Origin of the sequence: Flavobacterium sp. 123 (genome assembly GCF_003634825.1) — a bacterium.
GTDB lineage: Bacteria > Bacteroidota > Bacteroidia > Flavobacteriales > Flavobacteriaceae > Flavobacterium.
Map to the genome: position 1 here is coordinate 477,789 of NZ_RBXD01000001.1, position 26,294 is coordinate 504,082.

The 26,294-nt window shown below is 33.9% G+C and carries 16 protein-coding genes; 3 read left to right on the plus strand and 13 right to left on the minus strand.

Annotated elements, in window-relative coordinates:
- Window positions 1-32 precede the first annotated feature (32 nt).
- Window positions 33-995 carry a fasciclin domain-containing protein gene (locus C8C88_RS02220; protein WP_121336571.1) on the plus strand — a complete coding sequence of 321 codons (963 nt, stop codon included), beginning with the start codon at window positions 33-35 and terminating at the stop codon, window positions 993-995.
- A 45-nt stretch (window positions 996-1,040) separates the two neighbouring features.
- Here the strand turns inward: C8C88_RS02220 and yidC are convergent, their stop codons facing one another.
- The 12 genes from yidC to C8C88_RS02280 form a co-directional block, all read right to left on the minus strand.
- Window positions 1,041-2,951 carry a membrane protein insertase YidC gene (gene yidC / locus C8C88_RS02225; RefSeq protein ID WP_121336572.1) on the minus strand — a complete coding sequence of 637 codons (1,911 nt, stop codon included), beginning with the start codon at window positions 2,949-2,951 and terminating at the stop codon, window positions 1,041-1,043.
- A 61-nt stretch (window positions 2,952-3,012) separates the two neighbouring features.
- A complete protein-coding gene (locus C8C88_RS02230; protein WP_121336573.1) occupies window positions 3,013-4,626 on the minus strand; it encodes a CTP synthase in 1,614 nt (537 codons plus the stop codon).
- Window positions 4,627-4,770: 144 nt separating this feature from the next.
- The gene (locus C8C88_RS02235; protein WP_121336574.1) at window positions 4,771-5,004 is read right to left on the minus strand and encodes a DUF3820 family protein; all 234 of its coding nucleotides are present in this window, start codon (window positions 5,002-5,004) and stop codon (window positions 4,771-4,773) included.
- Between the two features lie 68 nt (window positions 5,005-5,072).
- Complete coding sequence (locus C8C88_RS02240; RefSeq protein ID WP_121336575.1) at window positions 5,073-5,474, minus strand: OsmC family protein; 402 nt, start codon at window positions 5,472-5,474, stop codon at window positions 5,073-5,075.
- Window positions 5,474-7,228, minus strand: coding sequence for a LysM peptidoglycan-binding domain-containing protein (locus tag C8C88_RS02245; RefSeq protein WP_121336576.1), 1,755 nt, complete (start codon window positions 7,226-7,228; stop codon window positions 5,474-5,476). Before C8C88_RS02245 ends, C8C88_RS02240 begins: the two co-directional genes overlap by 1 nt.
- 125 nt (window positions 7,229-7,353) lie before the next feature.
- Window positions 7,354-8,883: a glutamine-hydrolyzing GMP synthase gene (gene guaA, locus C8C88_RS02250; RefSeq protein WP_121336577.1), complete on the minus strand. Its 1,530-nt coding sequence runs from the start codon at window positions 8,881-8,883 to the stop codon at window positions 7,354-7,356.
- A gap of 239 nt (window positions 8,884-9,122) precedes the next feature.
- Window positions 9,123-10,757, minus strand: a complete 1,635-nt coding sequence (locus tag C8C88_RS02255) for a hypothetical protein (protein WP_121336578.1) — start codon at window positions 10,755-10,757, stop codon at window positions 9,123-9,125.
- A gap of 122 nt (window positions 10,758-10,879) precedes the next feature.
- Window positions 10,880-13,057: a hypothetical protein gene (locus C8C88_RS02260; RefSeq protein WP_121336579.1), complete on the minus strand. Its 2,178-nt coding sequence runs from the start codon at window positions 13,055-13,057 to the stop codon at window positions 10,880-10,882.
- Between the two features lie 51 nt (window positions 13,058-13,108).
- Window positions 13,109-15,121, minus strand: coding sequence for a fibrinogen-like YCDxxxxGGGW domain-containing protein (locus C8C88_RS02265; protein WP_121336580.1), 2,013 nt, complete (start codon window positions 15,119-15,121; stop codon window positions 13,109-13,111).
- Between the two features lie 183 nt (window positions 15,122-15,304).
- Entirely contained in the window at window positions 15,305-22,183 is a 6,879-nt protein-coding gene (locus tag C8C88_RS02270; RefSeq protein WP_121336581.1) for a hypothetical protein, read from the minus strand.
- A gap of 2 nt (window positions 22,184-22,185) precedes the next feature.
- Complete coding sequence (locus tag C8C88_RS02275; RefSeq protein WP_121336582.1) at window positions 22,186-22,806, minus strand: hypothetical protein; 621 nt, start codon at window positions 22,804-22,806, stop codon at window positions 22,186-22,188.
- Window positions 22,803-23,285 (minus strand): T9SS type A sorting domain-containing protein, encoded by a 483-nt coding sequence (locus C8C88_RS02280; protein WP_121336583.1) that lies wholly within the window; start codon window positions 23,283-23,285, stop codon window positions 22,803-22,805. Before C8C88_RS02280 ends, C8C88_RS02275 begins: the two co-directional genes overlap by 4 nt.
- Before the next feature lie 916 nt (window positions 23,286-24,201).
- Here C8C88_RS02280 and C8C88_RS12860 point away from each other — a divergent pair.
- Window positions 24,202-24,774 carry an AraC family transcriptional regulator gene (locus tag C8C88_RS12860; protein WP_158588978.1) on the plus strand — a complete coding sequence of 191 codons (573 nt, stop codon included), beginning with the start codon at window positions 24,202-24,204 and terminating at the stop codon, window positions 24,772-24,774.
- A 121-nt stretch (window positions 24,775-24,895) separates the two neighbouring features.
- Here C8C88_RS12860 and C8C88_RS02290 read toward each other — a convergent pair whose 3' ends face one another.
- Complete coding sequence (locus C8C88_RS02290; RefSeq protein WP_121336585.1) at window positions 24,896-25,585, minus strand: hypothetical protein; 690 nt, start codon at window positions 25,583-25,585, stop codon at window positions 24,896-24,898.
- Between the two features lie 306 nt (window positions 25,586-25,891).
- Here C8C88_RS02290 and C8C88_RS02295 point away from each other — a divergent pair, with 306 nt between their 5' ends.
- Complete coding sequence (locus C8C88_RS02295) at window positions 25,892-26,281, plus strand: RidA family protein (RefSeq protein ID WP_121336586.1); 390 nt, start codon at window positions 25,892-25,894, stop codon at window positions 26,279-26,281.
- Window positions 26,282-26,294: the final 13 nt, after the last annotated feature.

Genomic DNA, 26,294 nt, shown 5'->3' on the forward strand with positions numbered 1-26,294 from the left:
ACTTTCGAAGAAACAAATAAACAATATAGACTATGAAAAATGTATCTAAAATTAGAAATTTAGCTATGATTGCATTATTTTCAATCTTAGTAGTATCGTGTGATAACGATAATGACAATGTTGTTGTAGATAACACTATAACTGGAAAAGCATCTGCGACGGCAAATTTAAGCATTTTGGTTCAAGCGCTTGTAAAAGCTCAATTAGCGACTACATTGCAAGGGTCTGGTCCGTTTACAGTTTTTGCACCTACTAACGAAGCATTTGCAACTTTTCTTGCAACAACTCCTTACGCAACAATAAATGATGTACCAAAAGAAGTATTGACTCAAATTTTATTAAATCATGTTGTTTCAGGTACTGTGAAATCAACAGATTTAGCCACTGGCTACATAAAAACTTTAGCTAAGGGTTCCGCATCAACCACCAACACATTGAGTATGTATGTCAACACATCTTCCGGAGTAAAGCTAAATGGAATTGCAACCGTTACAAGTGCTGATATTATGGCTTCTAATGGAATTATTCACATAGTAGACAAAGTTATTGACTTACCTACTATTGTAACTCATGCAGCAGCAAATGCAAACTTTAGTACTTTAGTTAGTGTACTGAATCGTTCAGGTGAGCCCAATTTTATAACTGCATTATCAGGCACGGATCCATTTACCGTTTTTGCCCCAACAAATGCAGCTTTTACTTCCTTAGATACGGAATTGGCTCCTGGAGGAATTGCAGGTGTTTCAGCAGCAAACTTGACTAAAGTTTTACAATATCATGTGGTAAGTCCAGCTAATGTATTAGCAGCAAGTTTAACCGAGGGACAAATAGTAACTCCAATCCTAACACCAGCTCAAACATTTACCATACAGCTAAGCGGTGGGGCAAAAATCAAAGATGCAAACAATAGGATTTCTAATATTATTATCACCGATGTACAATGCTCTAATGGAGTCATTCATGCTATTGACAAAGTATTATTACCCGTTCTCTAATTTTTAGAACAAAAAAAAGCTCTCGAAAACGAGAGCTTTTTTAAATTATTTTTTCTTTTGTTGAGCCGCTTTTTGCGCCTCAGCTTGTTCCATTACTTCTTGAAGTTTTCGTTGGAACTTACCTTGTTTTTTCGGCTCTTTCAATTTATTCTCTTGAATTTGAGCATGAATCTTATCACTATCGATAAAGTATCTTTTTATTACAATCATAATTCCAATTGTAATTAAGTTCGAAATAAAGTTATACAAACTCAATCCTGCTCCATAACTATTGAAGAAAATCAACATCATAATTGGCGAAATATAAATCATATATTTCATCATTTTAGCCATATCTGGCATACCTTCTTGTTGAGGAGCCGCCATCTGTTGATCTCCAGAAGTCATTTTCATATAGAAGAAAATAGCTATAGCAGCAAGTATTGGAAACAAACTAATGTGATCTCCATACATCGGAATGTGGAAAGGCAATTTCACTACTTGGTCAAAAGAAGATAAATCGTCTGCCCAAAGGAAACTTTTTTGTCTTAATTCAAAAGCAGATGGAAAAAACTGAAACGATGCGTACATAAACGGAAGCTGAATCAAAGCGGGAATACAACCTGCCATAGGATTCACTCCAGCTTTACTATACAACTTCATAGTTTCTTGCTGCTTTTTCATTGGGTCTTTTTTGAACTTTTCACCCAATTCTGTAATTTCTGGTCGCAATACTTTCATCTTGGCTTGTGACAAGAATGATTTAAAAGTAATAGGTGACATCGCTATTTTTATCAAAATTGTAAATACAATGATGGCAATTCCATAAGCGATATACGAACTTAAAAATCCAAATAATGGAATAAAAATAAATTTGTTAATCCATCCGAAAATCCCCCAACCTAATGGAATAATTTTCTCTAGATTTTTATCATATGCTTTTAAAGTCTTGTAATCAGAAGGTCCAAAATACCAACTCATTTTATAATCAACTTCGCCGTTTGTATAAGCTAAAGGCACAGTTGCTTTGAATTGTTTTACAAATACAGTATCCACTTTTTCATCAGCAACAAGATTATCAGACTGAAGTTTTGATTTCTCAAATGGTGTGTTCGTCAATAATATTGTGGTAAAGAAATGCTGTTTGAAAGCGATAAAATTCACTTTTTCAGGAGTCTCTTCTTTATCTTTTCCTGTTCCAGAAACATTGTTAAACTTATCTCCTTCATGCTCATAATTAAGCAGCGTATATCGGTTTTCGTAAGAGATACTTTTTTCTGTTCTGAATGTTTTTAAGCCCCATTCTAAATCTAATGGTTTTGAAGTGTTCAAAACTTTATTCAAATCTTGTGAACGAATATCAAAACCAACCATGTAGTCATTTGGTTTCAATATGTATTTGTATTCTAAAAAGGCATTTGCTCCCGCTTTCAATTTCATTGACAATACTTGATCTGCACCAACTTTAGTAATTGTTGGTTCAAAATACAAATCTTTAGTATTCAAAGTATGATTGTCAGCAGTGAACAATTGTAAATTCAAGTTAGAATTGTTGTCTTTTATCAATTCAACTAATTCCCCTGAACCTTTCTCAAATTTCTCAAATTTTTTCAGAATAGCTTCAACAATAAATCCTCCTTTATTAGCTACTTTCAATTTCACTAATTCATTTTCGATGATAGTAAAATCACCTTTCGCAGAAGGAAGTGTCGCAGAATATGCAAAATTACCTAAGCTTTTTTGTAGTTGAGCTAATTGTGTAGAATCGCCAGTTGTTGCAACAGCAATTGTAGCATTTGCGACAGCTTTGTTAGCTAGCTCTTTGGCTTTAGCCTCCTTAATTACCAATTCTTTTTTGGCTTTCTCAGCCGCAATTGCCTTTTCGTCAGGTTTATTTTTGTACATGATCCAAATCAAGATCCCAAAAATCAATACAAAACCTATAATCGAATTAAGGTCTAATTTTTTTTCTTCCATTATAATAGTAAAAAGGGTTAAGGTTTAAATTTCCAAAGTTGTTGAAAACTAATTCCTTTTGTTATTTTTTCTTTGCTTTAACAGCTGCTGCTACAAAACTCACAAATATAGGATGTGGATTAGCTACTGTACTTTTATATTCAGGGTGGTATTGTACACCAATAAAAAATGGATGATTTTCAATCTCAACAATTTCTACCAAACCTGTATCTGGATTAATTCCTGAAGCTATCAAACCTGCTTTTTGCAATTGATCTACATACTCACTGTTGTATTCATAACGGTGACGGTGACGCTCTGAAATAGTAGCTTTTCCATAAATTTTGTATGCCAAAGAATCTGATTTCAAATCACATTTCCAAGCTCCAAGACGCATTGTTCCACCTTTATCAGTGATTGTTTTTTGCTCTTCCATCAAGTTAACAACTGGATTAGAAGTGTTTTCATTCATTTCAGTTGAATTAGCATCTGCAAGACCTAAAATATTTCTTGAATACTCAATAATTGCCATTTGCATTCCTAAACAAATTCCGAAAAACGGTACTTTATTTTCTCGTGCATAACGAACGGTTTCAATTTTACCTTCAATTCCTCTTTCTCCAAAACCTGGAGCAACAAGAATCGCATCTAATCCCGCTAATTTTTCATTTACATTTGAGGCATCAATATATTCTGAATGGATTGAAATCACATTTACTTTAGTTTCATTCGCTGCACCAGCATGAATGAACGCTTCTAAAATAGACTTGTAACAATCTTGCATTTCTACATATTTCCCAACCAAACCGATATTTACGGTATGTTTTGGGTTTTTTAAACGCTTCAAAAACGTATTCCAGTTTTTCAAATCTGGAGCCGCTTTTTTAGGCAAATCTAATTTTTTCAATGCTACCACATCAAGTCCTTCTTCTAACATCAAGTTAGGGACTTCATAAATAGTTGAGGCATCAATAGATTGAATAACAGCTTCTCTCTTAACATTGCAAAATAAAGCTAATTTATTACGGATTTCATCTGAAATTTCGTGCTCCGTTCTACAAACTAAAATGTCTGCTTTTATACCACTTTCCATTAAAGTTTTAACCGAATGCTGTGTTGGTTTTGTTTTCAATTCCCCAGCTGCAGCTAAATATGGAACAAGAGTAAGGTGAATTACAATTGCATTATTTTCTCCTAAATCCCAAACCAATTGACGAACAGATTCGATATAAGGCAATGATTCAATATCCCCTACAGTTCCACCAATTTCAGTAATAACAATGTCATAATCACCTGATTTCCCAAGCAATTGCATTCTATCCTTAATTTCATTGGTGATATGAGGAACAACCTGAACTGTTTTCCCTAAAAACTCTCCTCTTCTTTCTTTTTCAATAACCGAAAGATAAATTCTACCTGTGGTAACATTGTTCGCTTGAGAAGTTGGAACATTAAGAAAACGCTCATAATGTCCTAAATCCAAATCCGTTTCTGCACCATCATCAGTCACATAACATTCTCCGTGTTCGTATGGATTTAAAGTACCTGGGTCAACATTAATATAAGGATCGAACTTTTGAATAGTTGTTCTATATCCTCTTGCCTGTAATAATTTCGCCAAAGATGCCGCTATAATTCCTTTTCCTAAAGAAGAAGTCACACCGCCAGTAACAAAAATATATTTCGTTTGATTCATTCTGTTGTTGTTTGTAATGTAGTAGTTTAAAAAACGTGGCAAAAATACAATTATAAATTGAAAAAAAGCTAATTTGAAAATGAGATAATTTCGAAAATTGACAAATGTGTGTCGTATTAATTTTCAAATTTTCAAATAGCTGAATTAAAGTGGTTTTGGATATCGTTTTTTTATATTTCGAATTAACTCCTCAAGGCCATTAAGCTTCAATTCATAGATTAATTGCAACTGTTGTCCTAGTTCGCCTTTTGGAAATCCTTTATTGCTGTACCAAACCACATAATACTCTGGCAAATCAATCAGATACTTGCCTTCATATTTGCCAAAAGGCATTTTGGTGTGGGCAAGTTTTATAAGTTGTTGTTGATTTTGTTCCAATGAATGTTTATCGTTTAAGGTTTAAAGTTCCATTTGCAAACTATAAACAGTTATTTGAATCTATGTGATTATTTCCAATTGAATGTAATGCGCTTTTCTATTTCCGTATTAAGACTCAAAAAAACGGGACAGGTCATAGCCGCTCTTTCTAAGATGGTTCTGTTTTTTTGATCTGCAGTTCCAAACATTTCAAAAACGATTTCTATTGCGCCAATTCGCCTAGGTTCAGCATTCATAATTTTTGTTACTTCAGCTACAGAACCTTTCAAATCAACATTCATATCTCTAGCTTTTATGCCCATTATTGTCATCATACAACTTGCTAAAGCATTTGCTACAGTATCTGTTGGAGAGAAAGCTTCTCCTTTTCCGTTGTTATCCAATGGGGCATCTGATATAATTTCTGTTCCAGATTGCAAATGAATAGACGAGGTTCTTAAATCGCCTAAATAGGTTACTTTTGAGGTCATTAATTGGCTTCTTTAGTGGTTAAATCTGTATCATAATATAAAACATAAACGCCTTTATTAGCGTATCCTCCCGTTTCCTTTTTATAATACTCAAATTTATTATCAACTTGTTCCGTAACTGATGAATCCGCCGCTTCCTGATAAGTCTTACCTTGAGACAATCGCATCATCGTATCAAAAGTCACGTCAAATCCTCGAGTAGCAAATGTGCTTGGAAAAATTTTGTTTTTCTTTTTATATTCTTTTTCAAAAATCAGCGCTTCAGGAGCATCATTTTCACGATTTGTAGCTGGATACATTAATTTTAATTTTGTCAAAGCCTGAAAATCAATCTCGTCTGTATCAAGGGTTTCGTTTGGTTCTAAAATGACCAATTGAACATTATACAAAGTCATAGAACTCAGTAAGGCAGCCATAGTAGTCTTAATCATCGCTGTGTTTGCAGTCTCCATAACGACATAGTTTACTTTGTTTTTAACCAATAAACTTTTCACACTTTCTGGCAAAAGACCTCCAGTGGGTGTTAACGGAACAAAGCGAACGTCTTTTTGATTTTCTTGAATATACTTTCTTATTGATTCTTTTTTCTTGTCAACTACAGCAATTATATTTCCGCCTTTAGATCGCATAAAATCAAAAACAGTGTTTCTGATGATAGCAACTGTTGGAATTGTTTGATATAAATTAGGAAAAGAAGCTCCTAAATCTTTTGACAAAGGCGAAATAACTGGCACTTGATTTTGACTTAATAATTCAGCTGTTTTTTCAACATTAGCTTGATAAAATGGACCAACAATTGCATCTGCATTTTGAAGATTATTATCTTTAATCAAAGAAACGATATTCGATGTGCTTTTTGTTTCCTGCGAATCTAAAATAGTTACATCAACATTAATTCCTAATTGCTTAGCCGAATCTATAGCGACTAATGCACCCGAATAAAAATCCAAAGTCATGTTCAAAAACTTATCTTTTTTCAAACGCGTAGCAGTAGTATTTACAGTATCTCCTTGAATTTTAGACATATTAAAAGGCAACAGCAAAACTACTTTTTTTCGTTCATTACTTGACTTTTTTACAGGTGTAGCAATTTCAACTTTATTATTCTCCTCAGAAAAAGAAGGTGCTGAAGGTGCTCTTTGAGATTCAATTTTCTCTAATTTTGGAGCAGTTCCTTTAATGATTAATTTGTATCCAATAGGCAAATTAGAAACAATTTCAGGATTTCGTTTTTCTAATTCTTCAATCGTAATGCCATATTGTTTCGCTATAGAATATTTTGTTTCTTTAGGAAGGACTTCATGATAAATCACTTTCTCTGGAATTGACGGAAGTGTTTTTATTTCATTATCTGAGGGAATTGCAAGAATTTGACCTATTTGTAAACCGTCTTTTTCAAGAAAAGGATTGGCTTTTTTTAAGGCTTCATCCGAAACATTGTATTTTTTTTCGATACCAAATAAAGTCTCTTTAGGAGCTACTTCATGTGTTTTGGCTTTTGAAATAGGTTTAGAGCTGACATTTGAAATTTGTTTGATTTTAGTATTGGGAATTAACAAAATTCTATTGGGCTGCAAACCGCTTTGTGCATCTGGATTTAACTGATAAATATCAAAAGGAGTTACCTTATATTTTTGAGCAATCTGATTAATAGTTTCCCCTTTTTCCACCTTATGAGTTAAATTCTTTTCTTGTGCAAAAAGACTGTAAGTAAACAATAAACCAACCATACAAATCGTAAAAAAATACTTCATCCTTTTATTTATAAAATTATTCAATTAATAACAATTGAACGGTATCAAATTTTATTCCAAAATCTGATACCGTCCTTAATAACCATTAAAAAACTAATGACTTTTTAATGCATAAAACTATTGTTCTATTCCCATTCTATTGTGGCTGGTGGTTTCGAGCTGATATCATAAACAACACGATTCACTCCTTTTACTTTATTGATAATATCATTTGATACTTTCATCAAGAAATCGTAAGGTAAATGTACCCAGTCAGCAGTCATTCCGTCAGTAGATTCTACTGCGCGCAATGCAACTACTTTTTCATACGTACGTTCATCACCCATAACACCAACACTATTTACAGGAAGCAAAATTGCTCCAGCTTGCCAAACTTTGTCATACAATCCCCAAGATTTCAATCCGTCGATAAAAACCTTATCTACATCTTGTAAAATTTGTACTTTTTCTAAAGTAATATCTCCTAAAATACGGATAGACAATCCTGGTCCTGGGAAAGGATGTCTTCCTAACAATTCTGGATCAATTCCTAAAGTTGCTCCTACTCTACGCACTTCATCTTTAAAAAGCATACGCAAAGGCTCAACAATTTTCAATTTCATATAATCAGGTAAACCACCCACATTGTGGTGCGATTTAATTGTTGCCGATGGTCCTTTTACAGAAACCGATTCGATAACATCAGGATATATTGTCCCTTGGGCTAACCAAGTAACATCTTCAATTTTATGTGACTCATCATCAAAAACTTCGATAAAAGCATTTCCGATGGCTTTTCTTTTCAATTCTGGATCTGTAACTCCTGCTAAAGCATCATAAAAACGTTGAGAAGCATCCACTCCTTTTACATTCAAGCCCATTCCTTCGTATTGATCTAAAACACTTTGGAATTCATTTTTACGAAGCAAACCATTATTTACAAAAATACAATACAGGTTTTTTCCGATTGCTTTGTTCAATAAAACCGCTGCTACAGTTGAATCTACACCTCCTGAAAGACCTAAAACGACTTTATCGTTTCCGATTTTTTCTTTCATTTCAGCCACGATTTCTTCAACGAAAGCATTCGGCGTAAAATTTTGTGGTACTTCGGCAATTTTGACTAGGAAGTTTTCTAACATTTTTGATCCATCTGTAGAATGGAAAACTTCAGGATGGTATTGAATTGCATAGGTAGTTTCGCCTTCAATTTTGTAAGCTGCAAATTCCACATCATGCGTACTTGCTAGTTTTACTCCATTTGTTGGCAAAGCTTTAATACTATCACTATGACTCATCCAAACTTGACTATTCTCAGAAACTCCTTCAAAGAAAATTTCATCTTCTTTTATATAAGACAAATTGGCTCTACCATATTCTCTGGTGTTTGAAGCAGCTACTTCACCTCCACTAAAATGAGATAAATATTGTGCACCGTAACAAACAGCTAACATAGGAAGTTTACCTCTAATTTGAGATAAATCAGGATGTGGTGCATCTTCTCCGCGAACAGAAAAAGGGCTACCTCCAAGAATTACTGCTTTATAAGGTGATAAATCACTAGGAAAGTGATTGTAAGGGAAAATTTCGCAGAATATATTTAATTCGCGAACTCTACGCGCAATAAGCTGAGTATATTGCGATCCGAAATCTAAAATAAGTACGTTGTGTTGCATGCGCAAAAATACTTTTTATATTCGGAATTGAAAAATTGAATTTTAAAAATTTTTATTTTTATTCTGTAAAGATTTTTTCAATTGCTATAAATATAAATTTCTATTGGAATCAATATTCTTTAAACTATACCATTTAACATAATAGCCACTATTTAAAAACAAATAGGCTGTCATAAAAAAGAACAGCCTATTTGTTTTTATTAAACTTCTTATTTAATAAATCCTTATTGTATTATTGCCTAATATGGTTGAATAATATCTCCAGTTACGTAATAACGTCTTTCACCGTTAACAATAGCCACAATTAGTTTAACGATACCGCCAGCAGGAATAGAAAAATCACCCGAGCCTTGTGGAGTTAAAACGCTATAAAATGATGCTTCAAATCCGGCGTAAATTAATATATTATTTGGATATGAATTAGTATTACTATTTATAAAAGTACATGTAAAACCATCTGATAATTGACTAAAATCATAACTGGTATTACCTGTTAAATAAATAATTTTTCCTGACTCCATGTCTGTTAATAGAGCTGAAATGTTTTGTCCATTTACTGTGGGAGCAATACTACTATCAATAAAAGGATCGCTCCAAGTTGAATTTCCTACGCCATCGGTTGTTAAAACCTGATTAGGCATACCAACTATGTTTGGATACGTAACAGCACCAGTGGTTAGTTGACCAGTTGTTTTAACTGCCGTAACTTGTTCATTACCTAATTGAATTGAATTATTACCAAGAACAGTTGCTCCATAACCTATAGCTGTAGCATTTTCAATCTCACCGGAACCGCCATTAGTATTTACACCTATCAAAGTATTATGAGATCCTGTGGAAAGAGCACTCCCTGAACCAAATCCAAAAGCGGTATTGTATGACCCTTCTGTATTTATTAATAGAGAACTTTGACCAATAGCGGTATTATATTCTCCAAATGTGTTGACAGCAAGTGTATTCCTACCTATGGCCATATTTGAATCTAAATTATTTCCTCCCTTATCTATAGTTATTCCATTAACTGTTAGTGAACCACTAATGGTAGTTTTTCCATTTTTTAAAACTACCAATGCATTACTTGGAGTTTCAATTGTGCCATTTCCAATCACAAACAAACGATCATTCGGGTCAAATAAAGATACTGAGCTTGGAGTATAATCCGTATTATGTGTTCCAACAACAGTTTCTACATAAGATCTAGCTTTAGTAAAGTATCCCATAGCAGTAGAAATATTACCACTAGCCAAGTTACCATCTCCCATTGTAGTAGCAATTTCTCCACTAGCTGTAGTATTATATCCCATCGCAGTAGACGTATTCCCAGTGGCTGTGGTAAGATTACCCATTGCAATAGAAATATTACCACTGGCAATACTTTTATTACCCAATGCAGTAGAAAATACTCCAATATTATCATCATCCCATTGCGTACCATTCACATAACCAGCTCTAAAGGCTGCTTTCTTAGGATACCACATCATTCGAGTTCCTTCACCAAGGGAAGATGCTGTGCCTGTACCAAAATTACCTGTTGCTAATAAACCATCAATACTATTAAACGTTTTTTTACCAGCAATAGTCTGGTCAGTTGTTAAATCCACAAAGTTTTTCTCAGCAGATCCTGTACCTCCATTTTCTACAGGCAAAATACCGCTGTAAGCCGAAGCACTTGATGTTTCCCAAGTTGCATTTCCAGCACCATCGGTTGTTAAAACCTGATTAGCTGTACCATCAATGTTAGGATACGTAACAGTACCAACTTTCAAGTTGTTTATGACCGCATCTTTTACGACAGCACCGTTTTTAGATAATCCTTGTGCCGCCATAAAATTTACTAGCACCAAACTTATAAAAACTAAAATATTTTTTTTCATGTATCTTCTATGTTAATTTTTATAATTAAACTTCATAATTTTTTTTTGTTTCTTATTTACTGATTGCTAACAACTCCGAGCACTATAAAACTAACCCCAACTCCGTACGCCGTTCCTTGTTGTTAAAAACTACGAACCAGTACGACTTTAAAATTTGCAGCAGCGTAAGTTTTGGTAATATTAGAAACAACACATGAGTTATCCCATACTATATCTATATTAGCACCGTTAGGGGTAGATGACATCATCATACCGAAGCCGGCACCAGTTTGGCAAATTTTCTGTGCTTCAGTAAAATTAGGCAAACGCCAATCACTATATCCATTAAGAACTGCGGTATTCGCATTTGGTATAGTAGTGCTTATTACGGTATTGTAACTCACATTACTAGCGTAAATACCCGTTCTTATAAGACCATGTTGTATTCCGTCACTACCTGGCGCACTAAGATAAAAAATTGTTCCTCCCTGATATGTATCTCCAACTACTTTAGGCGGCGGCAAAGGGCTATCCATAAGTTCGCCATAGCTACTTATACTTTTTCCAGATCCTATTTTACCATTACTATCTATAGACACTGCAGGATTCGAAATTTTACTTCCATTGATACTAATCCCATTATTTCTAGCAATAACACTATTAGACGATGTGGCAATCGCTCCTGTACAATTATTAGTATTGCTATAATTGATGCTCACTATTTTCGATCCGTTTGTCAACCACTTCAACACAAGTGTATTATCTGACGAAGTCCCTCCTGAAGTAATTGTATAATCTGTATTTATAACTCCTGGAATTGTCCAAATATAATTCGTTTGACCTGATTGCGTAGTATAAGTTACATCTGTATTAATTACTACTATTGCACCAGCTTGTGTAGTAAAAGAGGGAACTGGCAGAACATTAACAGCTACTGCTTGAGAAATACAACTCGTATTTACATTATAGCCTTTTCGGTTAGCATAATAGGTAGTCGTTGCAGTAGGTGCAACAGTAATAGACGAACCGGTACCAATAATAGGAGCAGAACTTAATTCTATAAAATCAAGATCTAGAGTAGCACCAGATAGTGTTGCATAATCATATCGAATCCCTGTAATATTTCCTCCTGTAGCCCAAAGAGCGTGTGTCGACATATCTACAGAAACCGTATGCCATTGATTGTCTGAAACCAATGTCTTATTTAAATATTTAGATCCTGTTGCAGTTACATCAGTACTATTCAAAAAAAACATTTGTGCTTCTCCTGCAGTACCCGAAACAACCCGATAGCGAAAATTAATATATTTATAAACCGTTGGGTCAAAAGAACCTAGATTATACATTTCGATTTCTGGATCTACACTGGTGGTAGTTACATTCAGTATTCCATTTAAGTTTGAATTTACTGTAGTCTGGTAGGTTACGGTTGGTTGAGTATTAAAACCTTGATAAAAAGCATCTCCACCACAAGCTCCTTCATACCAAACATCTACCCCATCCGTCCCTGTACTTCCTCCTGAAGATGTCAACGTTGTACTTGTACCAGCACATACACTAGCCGTTCCTGAAATATTAGTTGGAGCAGTTGTTGGTTGCGCAAAAATTGAGATTTCGTCAATACTACCTGATCGGATATTGATATCTAATTTATCAAATGCTGGAGCAAAACTTGTAGCCGAAGCATCAGAAATTGGTGGATTAGAATAATTAAAAGTAGATAAGTTAGGATTTACCCACATGTCTGTTTTATTCAAATTATAATCAATACGAACGATTACCATATTTTGCGCACTCAAACTTGCTGAAGAAGAACTTAAATTAGCGCTAGGGGAACAAATAGACATTAGAGATCCTGATTGAGCTCCAATTACACCTGTTAATACTGCTCCATTATAAAGTCTAATTGTTGGTGTTCCAAATCCTCCATTTGCTTCAAAAACAGATATGAATTGAAAGTAAACCACTCCTCTATCTTGCAATGGAAATGATCTTCCTATTGCAGCAATTTGATTACAAGTTCCTCCATAACAAGTGGCGTCAAAATCAGCTTTTAAACCAGAAGTTGTTAATCCCGAATAAGTAAAGCCAGTTGCTGAAATCTTTAAATATTCTTGGTTATAGGTTTTTACCCAACTACCGCTCCAACCAGCACCTCCGTTGGCATTCAGTAATGAAGTACCAGAGGTATAATCAAATCCTTCATAAGCAACAAGATTAAAACCTGATGGAGTTTGCGCTGTGACAGAAACTACCGTTAATAAAAAAATAAGACTAAAAATAATATTTATAGAGAACTTTGATAGTGAAATGTTTTGCATAATTTTTTTATTTAATTAATCTGTACCAAAAAGGTCAATATTTTTATTTTATTAACGTATCCAAGTAGAAAACCAAGCATCTGGACTAGTTGATTGTCTTCCCATTTTAGTATCAACATACCAGTGTACGCAACTTCCATAATTATTAGAATGGTACATTTGAGGCCAACCTGTGACATCAGGATCACAACAGTTATTCCAACACCATGAGCCTGAGTCTGTAGTAAATATTGACGTCGTTAAGCTTCCATAATGCCATGTTCCTGAACCGCCAGCAACAGTAGAACTACTTCTCAATGCTCCAATGGCTAATGGATCAGTTGATGTAGTTTTGTTTGCATATGAAGAGTATGAATTACCTGCTCTTAATTGTACCGTTGTGCAGTTATTAGCTAATCCAATTACAGTAGTACGAGGTAAATATCCTTTAGAAGAAGGAGATGTAAGACTACTAACTTCAAGAGAAGTAGAAGAATTTCCTCCAACATTCAATAATGTCCACCCTCCTCCATCTGTTGTCATATCTGCATATACTTGAAAAGGAGTCCCTGAATTGATATTTGGGTTTGTTATCCAATATACCCCATCTGGAGATGATGGGAATTCTTGTTTAATATCTAAGACACTTAATGCTGCTTTTATTGATGTGAGCCCGTCTTTAGGAAGCGGTTTATCAACACTTTTTCCAAATTTATTTTTTCCTTCTCCGGCACCTTCTTCTCCATGTAAATTAACAGCCTGTAAAACGTCTGACACTAATTTTCCATATTTATTCAATACTAATGGATTCATTGTTACTACAAAAGTCTTAGTTACCACACCACCAGAATTATCATCTAATGTGATAGTAATAGTTGAAGTTCCCAACTGTCCTGAAACTGGTGTTAGTGATAGTGTCCTACTCCCTGTATTTCCTTGTAAGGTTATATTACTATTCGGAATTAATGCTGTATTACTAGAACTGGCTGTTACTGTTAAATTATTTAATGGAGTTTCTTGATCATTAATAGTAAATGCAATTGGTGAAGGTGTTGCTCCTTCTACAATAGAAATATCACTAATTGATGAAATCGTTGGATTAACGTTTATATAACTCGTATTACAAGTGAATGTAGATCCCGAAATTAAGGCTGTTGTGGCTCCTCCCCAATCTTCCATTACCATAGAAGCTATATTTACTCCAGCATTCAAATAAGTAACTCCTGAAAAAGTTCCCATCGAAGTAAAACTATCGAATCTTGTCCCTATTTGTGTTCCTCCTGTAATAGTTGGTTTGACAGGATCAGTTGTATCAATTACTCCATTAATATAAAATGAAATGGCATTATCTCCCATACCAGAGAAATTCAAATCATAGAAACCCGATTGTGCAACATTAAATGTTTGTTGAACAATCCAATTGTAATTTGCTCCTCCTCCAATTAATGCAGAGGCATCAGACTTAGGTGCAATCCAATAATAAGTAGATCCAGAAACAGTATATCCGTTTACATCTAAATATACTGGTGCCAAAGAAGATGTTTTCGGAACATAAGCGTTATAAGGCAAGGTTTCTGAATAAGAATATCCTTGGGGCAAAGTGACTATTTTCCAATTGTTATCAAGAGCCATTGCCGAAATTGGATTTGTTCCATAACCTGAACCAATAATATTTCCGCCACAAAATGCAGCAGTTGTAAAACTCAATTCTGAGCCATAAGAAGTTCCTTGCGAATTAATCGCATAAGCACGAACATAATAAGTTGTACTGGTTGTTAATCCAGTTACTGCTTGGGAAAAAGCCCCTGTTCCAGAACCTATTACTACTTTAGTATTAGCAGTAGTTGGATTAGTTGTTAAACTATATACAACCCCTCGCTCTGTAACCGTTGCTCCACCATCACTAGTAATATTTCCTCCAAGTTGAGCACTTGTATAAGTGGACGAAACTGTAGTGGTTAAAGTTGCTGTTGTAATAGGTAAATTAAAAATTACCGAATAGTTATTCGATATTTTAAATGTATTTAGCGCATAATTTATATTAACAGAGAAAAGCAATAAAAAAGATAGTAATTTTAATTTCATAGTTTTCTATTTAAGAATATATATCAAGTCGAATGTCTATAACATTATTTATTGAATCAGGATATGCAAATAATTCATAATCTTTTATTGCCTTTCTGTTTCAAAATAACAAATCTATAGCAATGTATGCTATAGATTTGTCGTTGATATTATTTAGGGTATCCTATTGTTTTATAGAAAATTTTAGTAATAATAGTCAAATTGAACTCTTTCAGTTCCAGCTAAAGCATATGTTCCATTGTTAGCTGGAATATAGGTTAACGTACTTCCACTTATACTATAAGCAGTGTTACTAATTCTCACCCCATTGATATACATTTTTACTTTACTGTTTGCTGATGGTGTTTGTGTTAAAGCAAAACTAACCTGAGCTGCAGTTGCCGTAAATTCATCTGCCACTTCTCGTACAGTAGCTGCTGGGCTTCCCCATGCAATTGTTCCAGAACCATCAGTAATTAAAACTTGACCAGTTGTTCCGTCAGTATTTGGGTAAGTAACCGCTCCTGATGTAATTTTCGCACTTGTATTTATACTAGTAACTGATGTATTTCCTAATTGAACTGTGTTACTTGTTGCAACTGATGAATTATAACCAATAGCAGTAGCATTAGTTAAATTTGCCGAAGCAACATCTGCTCCTGAACCCAATGCAGAATTCCCAATTCCTGTTGTATTTGTTAATAAAGCTATATTACCAACAGCTGTATTATAATTTCCTGTTGTATTACCAAAAAGCGCTTTACTACCATTAGCTGAATTAAAAATACCCGAAGTGTTATTAGTTAGAGATAAATAACCACTACCTGTATTATCATTACCACCAATATTCAATTGTAAAGACTGGGCACCAAAAGCTGTATTGTTAAAACCTGTAGTGTTACTTTTAAGTGCATAAAAACCATTGGCTGTATTTTGTGTAGACGAAGTATTTGCCTGAAGAGCTCCTAAACCTGTAGCAGTATTTCGAGTTCCTGTTGTATTATTAGCTAAGGCACTACTCCCTAAAGCTGTGTTTTCTACACCAGTACCAGCACCACTACCTACATTAACACCACTAATAATCGCATTATTGCTAAATGTTTTAACACCTGCAACAGTTTGCGCAGTAGTTAAGTCTACAAAGCTTTTTGTCGAAGACCCTGTTCCCCCGTTTGCAATGGCAACAATACCTGAAACATTAGTTGCAGTTCCACTTGTAACTTGGGCATCAACATATGTTTTAACTGATTTTACACTTGGATATTTAGTATCTGATGCAGCGTCTGTCGTGATATTTGTACTTTTATTAATTAAAATTTCTTTCGTTGCTTCAGCTGCAATAGCACGATCAACTTCAGTTTGTAAATTTGTTGCTGACGTATTATCACCAAGAATTCTGTTCGATTTCTCTGTGTTTAAATTAGACGTAATTGTACTTTCTGCTGCTGTTGCTCTTGAAGTTTCGGCTGTTATTAAGGCCGAAGTATCTGTGAGTCCAGCTATGGCGCCATCAACATAAGTTTTAACCGATTTTACACTTGGGTATTTTGTATCTGATGCAGCATCAGTTACAATACTTACACTTTTGTTGGTTAAAATCTCTTTTGTTGCCTCTGCGGCTGTTGCTCTTGTTATTTCTGCAGCTAAGTTAGTTGTCAAAGTTCCTTCGGCTGTTGTAGCTCGTGTAACTTCTGTTGCCAAATTAGTTGTCAATGTAGCATCTGCAGCCGATCTTGTTGTAGCTTCGCTTGCTAAATTGGTTGTTAAAGTCGTATCTGCTGTACCTCTGGTTGTAGCCTCAGTAGCAATTGCTGTTGTATTTACTGCTTCGGCTGCTGTAGCTCTTGCTACTTCTGTTGCCAATGCTGTTGATCCTGTTGATGCACTAGCATCAACATAGGTTTTAACCGATTTTACACTCGGGTATTTTGTATCTGATGCAGCATCAGTTACAATACTTACACTTTTGTTGGTTAAAATCTCTTTTGTTGCCTCTGCTGCTGTTGCTCTTGTTACTTCTGCAGTTAAATTAGTCGTCAAAGTTCCTTCGGCTGTTGTAGCTCGTGTAACTTCTGTTGCCAAATTAGTTGTCAATGTAGCATCTGAAGCTGATCTTGTAGTAGCTTCGCTTGCTAAATTGGTTGTTAAAGTCGTATCTGCTGTACCTCTGGTTGTAGCCTCAGTAGCAATTGCTGTTGTATTTACTGCTTCGGCTGCTGTAGCTCTTGCTACTTCTGTTGCCAATGCTGTTGATCCTGTTGATGCACTAGCATCAACATAGGTTTTAACCGATTTTACACTCGGGTATTTTGTATCTGATGCAGCATCAGTTACAATACTTACACTTTTGTTGGTTAAAATCTCTTTTGTTGCCTCTGCGGCTGTTGCTCTTGTTATTTCTGCAGTTAAATTAGTCGTCAAAGTTCCTTCGGCTGTTGTAGCTCGTGTAACTTCTGTTGCCAAATTAGTTGTCAATGTAGCATCTGAAGCTGATCTTGTAGTAGCTTCGCTTGCTAAATTGGTTGTTAAAGTCGTATCTGCTGTACCTCTGGTTGTAGCCTCAGTAGCAATTGCTGTTGTATTTACTGCTTCGGCTGCTGTAGCTCTTGCTACTTCTGTTGCCAATGCTGTTGATCCTGTTGATGCACTAGCATCAACATAGGTTTTAACCGATTTTACACTCGGGTATTTTGTATCTGATGCAGCATCAGTTACAATACTTACACTTTTGTTGGTTAAAATCTCTTTTGTTGCCTCTGCGGCTGTTGCTCTTGTTATTTCTGCAGCTAAGTTAGTTGTCAAAGTTCCTTCGGCTGTTGTAGCTCGTGTAACTTCTGTTGCCAAATTAGTTGTCAATGTAGCATCTGCAGCTGATCTTGTAGTAGCTTCGCTTGCTAAATTGGTTGTTAAAGTCGTATCTGCTGTACCTCTGGTTGTAGCCTCAGTAGCAATTGCTGTTGTATTTACTGCTTCGGCTGCTGTAGCTCTTGCTACTTCTGTTGCCAATGCTGTTGATCCTGTTGATGCACTAGCATCAACATAGGTTTTAACCGATTTTACACTCGGGTATTTTGTATCTGATGCAGCATCAGTTACAATACTTACACTTTTGTTGGTTAAAATCTCTTTTGTTGCCTCTGCGGCTGTTGCTCTTGTTACTTCTGCAGCTAAGTTAGTTGTCAAAGTTCCTTCGGCTGTTGTAGCTCGTGTAACTTCTGTTGCCAAATTAGTTGTCAATGTAGCATCTGCAGCTGATCTTGTTGTAGCTTCGCTTGCTAAATTGGTTGTTAAAGTCGTATCTGCTGTACCTCTGGTTGTAGCCTCAGTAGCAATTGCTGTTGTATTTACTGCTTCGGCTGCTGTAGCTCTTGCTACTTCTGTTGCCAATGCTGTTGATCCTGTTGATGCACTAGCATCAACATAGGTTTTAACCGATTTTACACTCGGGTATTTTGTATCTGATGCAGCATCAGTTACAATACTTACACTTTTGTTTGCAAGATTTTCTTTTAATAAATCAGCATTAGTTCTAGCAGTAACTTCTGTTGTTAAATCTGTTCTTAAAACTCCTTCGGCATTGATTGCTCTGGTAGTTTCATTTGATAAAGCAGTGCTTATTGTTCCTTCAGCTGTTGTAGCTCTGGTGGTTTCAGCAGCTAAATTGTCCGTTAAGACTACATCTGCAGCTGCTCTTGTAGTAGCTTCAGCTGTTAAATTAGTAGTCAATGTGCTTTCGGCTGTTTGAGCTCTATTTTTTTCTGTTGCAATAGCTGTTGCATTTACACCCTCAGCTGTTGTAGCTCTGGTGATTTCTGTAGTTAAATTTTCAGAAATATTATTCTCTGCTGCTATAGCTCTAGTTCTTTCTGTATTCAAGTCAGTTGTTGCTGCAGATGTACTGGCATCAACATAAGTTTTAACCGATTTTACACTTGAGTATTTAACATCTGAATCTCCATCAGTAGTTACACTTACACTTTTGTTTGCAAGATTTTCTTTTAATAAATCAGCATTGGTTCTGTTAGTTGCTTCCGTTGATATAGATGTAGTCAAAACTCCTTCGGCATTGATTGCTCTGGTAGTTTCATTTGATAAAGCAGTACTTATTGTTCCTTCTTCATTAATCGCTCTTGTTGTTTCAGCAGCTAAATTGTCCGTTAAGACTACATCTGCAGCTGATCTTGTAGTAGCTTCAGCTGTTAAATTAGTAGTCAATGTGCTTTCGGCTGTTTGAGCTCTTCCTTTTTCTGTTGCAATAGCTGTTGCATTTACACCCTCAGCTGTTGTAGCTCTGGTGATTTCTGTAGTTAAATTTTCAGAAATATTATTCTCTGCTGCTATAGCTCTAGTTCTTTCTGTATTCAAGTCAGTTGTTGCTGCAGATGTACTGGCATCAACATAAGTTTTAACCGATTTTACACTTGAGTATTTAACATCTGAATCTCCATCAGTAGTTACACTTACACTTTTGTTTGCAAGATTTTCTTTTAATAAATCAGCATTGGTTCTGTTAGTTGCTTCCGTTGATATAGATGTAGTCAAAACTCCTTCGGCATTGATTGCTCTGGTAGTTTCATTTGATAAAGCAGTACTTATTGTTCCTTCTTCATTAATCGCTCTTGTTGTTTCAGCAGCTAAATTGTCCGTTAAGACTACATCTGCAGCTGATCTTGTAGTAGCTTCAGCTGTTAAATTAGTAGTCAATGTGCTTTCGGCTGTTTGAGCTCTTCCTTTTTCTGTTGCAATAGCTGTTGCATTTACACCCTCAGCTGTTGTAGCTCTGGTGATTTCTGTAGTTAAATTTTCAGAAATGTTATTCTCTGCTGCTATAGCTCTAGTTCTTTCTGTATTCAAGTCTGTTGTTGCTGCAGATGTACTGGCATCAACATAAGTTTTAACCGATTTTACACTTGAGTATTTAACATCTGAATCTCCATCAGTAGTTACACTTACACTTTTGTTTGCAAGATTTTCTTTTAATAAATCAGCATTGGTTCTGTTAGTTGCTTCCGTTGATATAGATGTAGTCAAAACTCCTTCGGCATTGATTGCTCTGGTAGTTTCGTTTGATAAAGCAGTACTTATTGTTCCTTCTTCATTAATCGCTCTTGTTGTTTCAGCAGCTAAATTGTCCGTTAAGACTACATCTGCAGCTGATCTTGTAGTAGCTTCAGCTGTTAAATTAGTAGTCAATGTGCTTTCGGCTGTTTGAGCTCTTCCTTTTTCTGTTGCAATAGCTGTTGCATTTACACCCTCAGCTGTTGTAGCTCTGGTGATTTCTGTAGTTAAATTTTCAGAAATGTTATTCTCTGCTGCTATAGCTCTAGTTCTTTCTGTATTCAAGTCTGTTGTTGCTGCAGATGTACTGGCATCAACATAAGTTTTAACCGATTTTACACTTGAGTATTTAACATCTGAATCTCCATCAGTAGTTACACTTACACTTTTGTTTGCAAGATTTTCTTTTAATAAATCAGCATTAGTTCTAGCAGTAACTTCTGTTGTTAAATCTGTTCTTAAAACTCCTTCGGCATTGATTGCTCTGGTAGTTTCGTTTGATAAAGCAGTACTTATTGTTCCTTCTTCATTAATCGCTCTTGTTGTTTCAGCAGCTAAATTGTCCGTTAAGACTACATCTGCAGCTGATCTTGTAGTAGCTTCAGCTGTTAAATTAGTAGTCAATGTGCTTTCGGCTGTTTGAGCTCTTCCTTTTTCTGTTGCAATAGCTGTTGCATTTACACCCTCAGCTGTTGTAGCTCTGGTGATTTCTGTGGTTAAATTTTCAGAAATGTTATTCTCTGCTGCTATAGCTCTAGTTCTTTCTGTATTCAAGTCTGTTGTTGCTGCAGATGTACTGGCATCAACATAAGTTTTAACCGATTTTACACTTGGATATTTAACATCTGAGTCACTATCCATCAAAATACTAGTGCTTTTATTAACCAATACTTCTTTAGTTAATTCTATCGCTTTCGCTCTTGTTACCTCTGCTGCTAAATTGTCTGTCAATCTACCTTCGGCTATAGTTGCTCTTGAAACCTCAGCAGCTAAATTTAATACCAAATTTGCATCTGCAATTTCTCTGGATGTAATCTCAGCAGTCAACTCTGTAGACAGGTTTTTTTCAGCAGCCGTTGCTCTATTAACTTCTACCAACAAAGCATTGGCTCCAGTTGTCATATTCGTGTCTACATACGATTTAACAGATTTTACTGTTGGATATTTCACATCTGAATTTCCATCTATAACAACACTGGAACTTTTATTTACCAAATCTTCTTTAGTAGCTTCAGCCCCAACGGCTCTACTTATTTCGGTATTTAAATTAGTTGTCAATGTTTGCTCTTCATTAGAAGCTCTAGCTACCTCCTCTGCTAATGCTTGAGAACCAATTGCTGAATTTGCATCAACATATGTTTTAATCGCATTTACAGTTGGATATTTTGTATTAGACTGACCATCAATTATAATATCAGTACTTTTATTAGTCAAATCTTCTTTTAAATTTAATGCCGTTTGATTAGCAATACTTACAGGCTTATTTATATCACTTGTATTATCTACATTTTCAAGACCAAGATTTGTCTTTGCACCAACAACTGTAATAGCATTTGTTCCTCCATTTTCTATTGGGACAATACCAGTAACATTTTCGGCATTTTTTGCAGAAAATGCAAAAGGTACATAAGTTAAAGGTTGGTCACTTATTTCAACAAAATTTAAGCATTGACCATTTATATCTAATGCTACTTTCAGATTTTTTTTGTTAACATCCCAGTATATGTCTGAAAATGTAGATGCATATCCTGCTGATTGATTTCCAGAACCGATAATGGTATTCACCATACCAAATTCATCTGTCGTAACATTTATAGTTTCTTGATATTCCGTTCTAAAGGTTGCGTCAACAATTGTAAATCGTAAACAAATGTCTTTATTTGCTAGTGGAGCACTAGAATTATCAACTCCAGGAACTTTTTCTCCATTTGGATCTAATATAACTGCTTGATACGTTATACCATTTGTTTGAGAATAAATTGCTGATGAAATAAATAGAAGTAAAAGTAAAGTTATCTTTTTCATAATTATTTTTTATTGATATTAAAATGTATACCAAATAGAATTTGATTGGTATTAAATGATAATTTTTGCGGAGAGAGATTAAATGGATTTAAGCTTTTTGAAAAACCATATCCCAGGCTTAAATAACCATAATCATTTAATTTGTATCTAGTCTGAAGTCTAATAAATGATAATAAAAGCATTCCTGAAAATTCATCTTGAGTTTTCAAATCATTTACAGCCCCATTTATAGTTTGCTTTCCATAAATTATAGTAGAAAAATTTAAACCACCATTTACTAATAATTGAAAATTAGTCGAAATTGGATAATTATAACTTATACCATTTTGAACTCCAACATATTTAGAATCCCAGCTGTAGCTGCTTACAGAAGATCCAGCTATAGCATTATAATCATCCAATGTTAAACTAATAGCATACGATACTTTTGGATATTTCAAAGGAATTGAATATCCTATTTCATAAGTAGAACCTGTTCCAACTTGAAGTTTAGTGGTCATAGATTCACCCGATGTTTTAAAAATATATTTAGTGAAATTATTCCCAGTCAAAAAATATGCCTCTTGGGAAAATAACTGAAAAGACGTAATTAGAGTAGCAATCAGTAGATAGTTTTTCATCATTTTTTAATAATTTTAGTATAATAATTCAGGTTGGCAGTACTTAATCGTACCAGATATTCAGAAGAGGATAAAGTTGTCAAATCAATAGTTAGAATTGTACTATCCGCTTTTTTCTTTTGTTCATAAACCAAACGCCCCAATATGTCAAAAATGTAAACAGATATAACATCAGTAATGGGCTTTGAAAACTGAAAATTTACACTTGTTGTAAATGGATTTGGATAAGTAATAGTCTTGATATCCTCAACAGAATCAATTTTATTAGAAGCAATGTATTTGCCCCATAAACTTTGTTGAAATCCTTGTATGACAACATACTTCTCGTTTGAAGAACTTCCAGTTATGCTCTGCTGACCAACAGTTTGCTTAACAAATAAGCCATTTGGTGCTTTTGTTGTTTGACCCTGAGAAGAAAGCATTTGATGATGCAAAACTTGTCCGTGGAAAGTGATTGAAAAAAGTAATATTAGGTACTTCATGAATTTTTTTGGCAATGGTACTATTTTTTTTAAATATTATTTTTTCCTTGTCAAAAAGCATGAAGAATATGAGCTTATTAGTAACAACTTCCCAGTTTTCATTAACTCAAATTTTCTATTAAAAAAGATTGTTTTTGGAATAAAAAAGAATGAATAAAGGTATAGACTACTAAAAATATAAATTTATAAAGCAAATATTTTCATTAATTAGTAACTATCTAAAAGAACCTATTATTTTATACTAATTTTGATTTTCGGCAAAAGCTACAACCTATATTTTGGTTTATTTACAATATAAATTATCTAACATCGAATTATAAAAATGATACTAAATTTAATCCTTTTAATTACTGGTTTAACTGGCTTTGTTACGGCTGCATTAGTATCCAAAAATCACAAATTAAATAGTACAATGAATATTTATATTATCTTAATAATCATAGCGATTTCAATTCGTTATTTTTTATTAGGTTTAGTATATTTTACATCAGACGAATCGTTTAAATCTTTTTGCTTGAGATATTCAAATTTTGCATTAATAATAATTCCTCTTTTTTATCTGTATTTCAAAAATTTATCTAGTAGTAACAAAGCATTCAAAAAGAAAGAATTTCTACATATCATTTTTCCGATATCCTTTTTTATTTTTATAGTCAATCTCCACCATTTCAAAATCGATTATAAAGGAATTAATTTAGTGCTCTACCTCATATTTTTCATGTATTCCGTACTTTATACCATCCTTTGTTATAAGTTACTAAAACAGAATATTTGGGTAAAAAAAGGCGCACTTAAACTAGTCAAAAAACAAAATATAATAAACAGTAAATGGACTTATTTTCTATTTTTTGCAATTGTGATTATAGTAATACGCCTTCTTGTAGCCATATTTTATGAATTGCAAAATGAAAACAATATGAGAGGATTTAGTTTTCAATGGATTTCAGCGATGATTTGGCTTCTTGTTTTATTTAAAATATTAGTATCCCCAGAAATACTTTATGGGTACACTATGATTCATAAAAAAATTGATAAAAACAGAAATGAAAATTTAGCCTTAAATCATATCTGGGATATAAATCCAAAAGTCGAAATAAATAATTTAAAACATATACAATTAAGAAATAAGATAGAGCCTAATATTTTAACATACATTGAAGAAATAGAAAAAATTTCTATTTCTAAAACTGTCTTTAGAGATCCAACAATAACAATTGTAGATCTAGCTAATAAGTTAGGCATACCTAAAAGCCATATTTCCTATTTATTCAAATACCATTGCACAATTTCATTTTCTGAATATAAAAAAATGGTGCGGATTCAAGATGCAATAAAACTTATAAACAAGGATTTTCTTAAAGAGAATACCTTAGATTATTTATCTAAGAAAGTAGGCTTTCTTTCTTATAATTCATTCTTTACAGGTTTCAAAGAAATCTCAGGTACTTCTCCATTTGAATATTGCAATACAGATAAAAGAGAAATTTAATTTCTAAATTCTTTTTATTCCAAAGTAATACAAAGCAATGATAAAAAGTGATTAAAATATATTGTAATTGGGGTTTTAAACCCATTTTTCAATAAATGGAATACAAGCACAACACCAACTTCTACTCTTTAATCATAATTATTGAACCTTTAAATCCTGCAGCTAGATTATCCCAGAAATTATTAGTTATCAAATTATTCTTATCATCATAAATTTGGATTTCGGCAGTATTTCCTCCACTTGTACCTGTATTTAAAGCCTCAAATTCAACTTTATTAATTCCTGGATTCAGGACTATTTTAATCTCTTTTAAGGTTCCTTCTAAAAATAACTCTGACCGAATAACATTATAATTCTGATATACTCTAAGCAAATCTCCATCTACATAAATGTAATCCCGATACTTTACAATTAAATATTCTGATTTAGTTTTATAATCCCCAAAATCAAAATTCTTTTTGAGCAGCGGCGCATTGTTTTCATTCAATGTTTTATTTAAATCTGCCACCATCTTTTCCTTATAAACATCACCAGGATTAACAAAATCATTTTTTTTAATCATCGAAAAAGGTTTGCTTTCCGTTAATTGATAGGATTTATTAGTATTTTGATTTAAAACAGATGGATTTTTAAAAACATTTGGACTCTTTATTGACGGAATATCCTTGCTTGCTGGAGGAATAACTTTTTTTGGTGTTGCTGGAAATTTAACAGGCGGAATCGCTTTAAATTTAGAACTAAATTCACTTTGAGCATTCCCATTAAATGCGAAACTAATAATACAAATAAATAATAATAAAGCCTGTTTCATATTATATAAATAGTGATTAATCTATTTTGATTTATTCAAACAAAAATCATACTACAAAAAGCAAAAATAGTATAATTATGCAGCAAGCATCCTTAATTAGAAATTTCTTAACAAAACATATAGCCATTTTTACAGAAACAAAAATTTAACAAATACATTTTATAGCGCTTACTATTTAACCTTTTTTAACCTTAAATGCGGTGCATTATTCTGCTATTTTTTATAAATTGCGAAAATTAAATCGCAATAATAATTCTGATTTAATGACTTAAAAACCAGTTTAAAATAAAATTTAAAAAAAATAAAATGAAAAGAGAAAACATCTTGACAGGATCTCCATGGGAAGATAAAATGGGTTATTGTCGTGCAGTTCGAATAGGAAATATCATTGAAGTTTCAGGAACTGTGGCAATTGTAGATGGCGAAAAAGTGAAGGCAGATGATGCTCATGCACAGACTTTAAATATTTTAGAACGTGTAGAAAAAGTCTTGGAAGACTTGAATGTAAGCATGAAAGATGTTATTCGCACAAGAATATTCACAACTGATATTAACTCTTTTGAAGCAGTTGCAACTGCACATGCAACATTTTTTAAAGATATTAAACCAACAACTGGTTTTTATGAAATCAGCAAATTAGTAGCTCCTGAATATTTAGTAGAAATCGAATTTACTGCAGTAGCTTCAGAAAAATAAAACGAATCCCGTT

Bases quoted from the DNA above. Each gene is read 5' to 3' on its own strand.
- C8C88_RS02220 (WP_121336571.1), top strand. From the start codon at position 33: ATGAAAAATGTATCTAAAATTAGAAATTTAGCTATGATTGCATTATTT.
- yidC (WP_121336572.1), bottom strand. From the start codon at position 2,951: ATGGAAGAAAAAAAATTAGACCTTAATTCGATTATAGGTTTTGTATTG.
- C8C88_RS02230 (WP_121336573.1), bottom strand. From the start codon at position 4,626: ATGAATCAAACGAAATATATTTTTGTTACTGGCGGTGTGACTTCTTCT.
- C8C88_RS02240 (WP_121336575.1), bottom strand. From the start codon at position 5,474: ATGACCTCAAAAGTAACCTATTTAGGCGATTTAAGAACCTCGTCTATT.
- C8C88_RS02245 (WP_121336576.1), bottom strand. From the start codon at position 7,228: ATGAAGTATTTTTTTACGATTTGTATGGTTGGTTTATTGTTTACTTAC.
- guaA (WP_121336577.1), bottom strand. From the start codon at position 8,883: ATGCAACACAACGTACTTATTTTAGATTTCGGATCGCAATATACTCAG.
- C8C88_RS02255 (WP_121336578.1), bottom strand. From the start codon at position 10,757: ATGAAAAAAAATATTTTAGTTTTTATAAGTTTGGTGCTAGTAAATTTT.
- C8C88_RS02260 (WP_121336579.1), bottom strand. From the start codon at position 13,057: ATGCAAAACATTTCACTATCAAAGTTCTCTATAAATATTATTTTTAGT.
- C8C88_RS02265 (WP_121336580.1), bottom strand. From the start codon at position 15,121: ATGAAATTAAAATTACTATCTTTTTTATTGCTTTTCTCTGTTAATATA.
- C8C88_RS02270 (WP_121336581.1), bottom strand. From the start codon at position 22,183: ATGAAAAAGATAACTTTACTTTTACTTCTATTTATTTCATCAGCAATT.
- C8C88_RS02275 (WP_121336582.1), bottom strand. From the start codon at position 22,806: ATGATGAAAAACTATCTACTGATTGCTACTCTAATTACGTCTTTTCAG.
- C8C88_RS02280 (WP_121336583.1), bottom strand. From the start codon at position 23,285: ATGAAGTACCTAATATTACTTTTTTCAATCACTTTCCACGGACAAGTT.
- C8C88_RS12860 (WP_158588978.1), top strand. From the start codon at position 24,202: ATGAGAGGATTTAGTTTTCAATGGATTTCAGCGATGATTTGGCTTCTT.
- C8C88_RS02290 (WP_121336585.1), bottom strand. From the start codon at position 25,585: ATGAAACAGGCTTTATTATTATTTATTTGTATTATTAGTTTCGCATTT.
- C8C88_RS02295 (WP_121336586.1), top strand. From the start codon at position 25,892: ATGAAAAGAGAAAACATCTTGACAGGATCTCCATGGGAAGATAAAATG.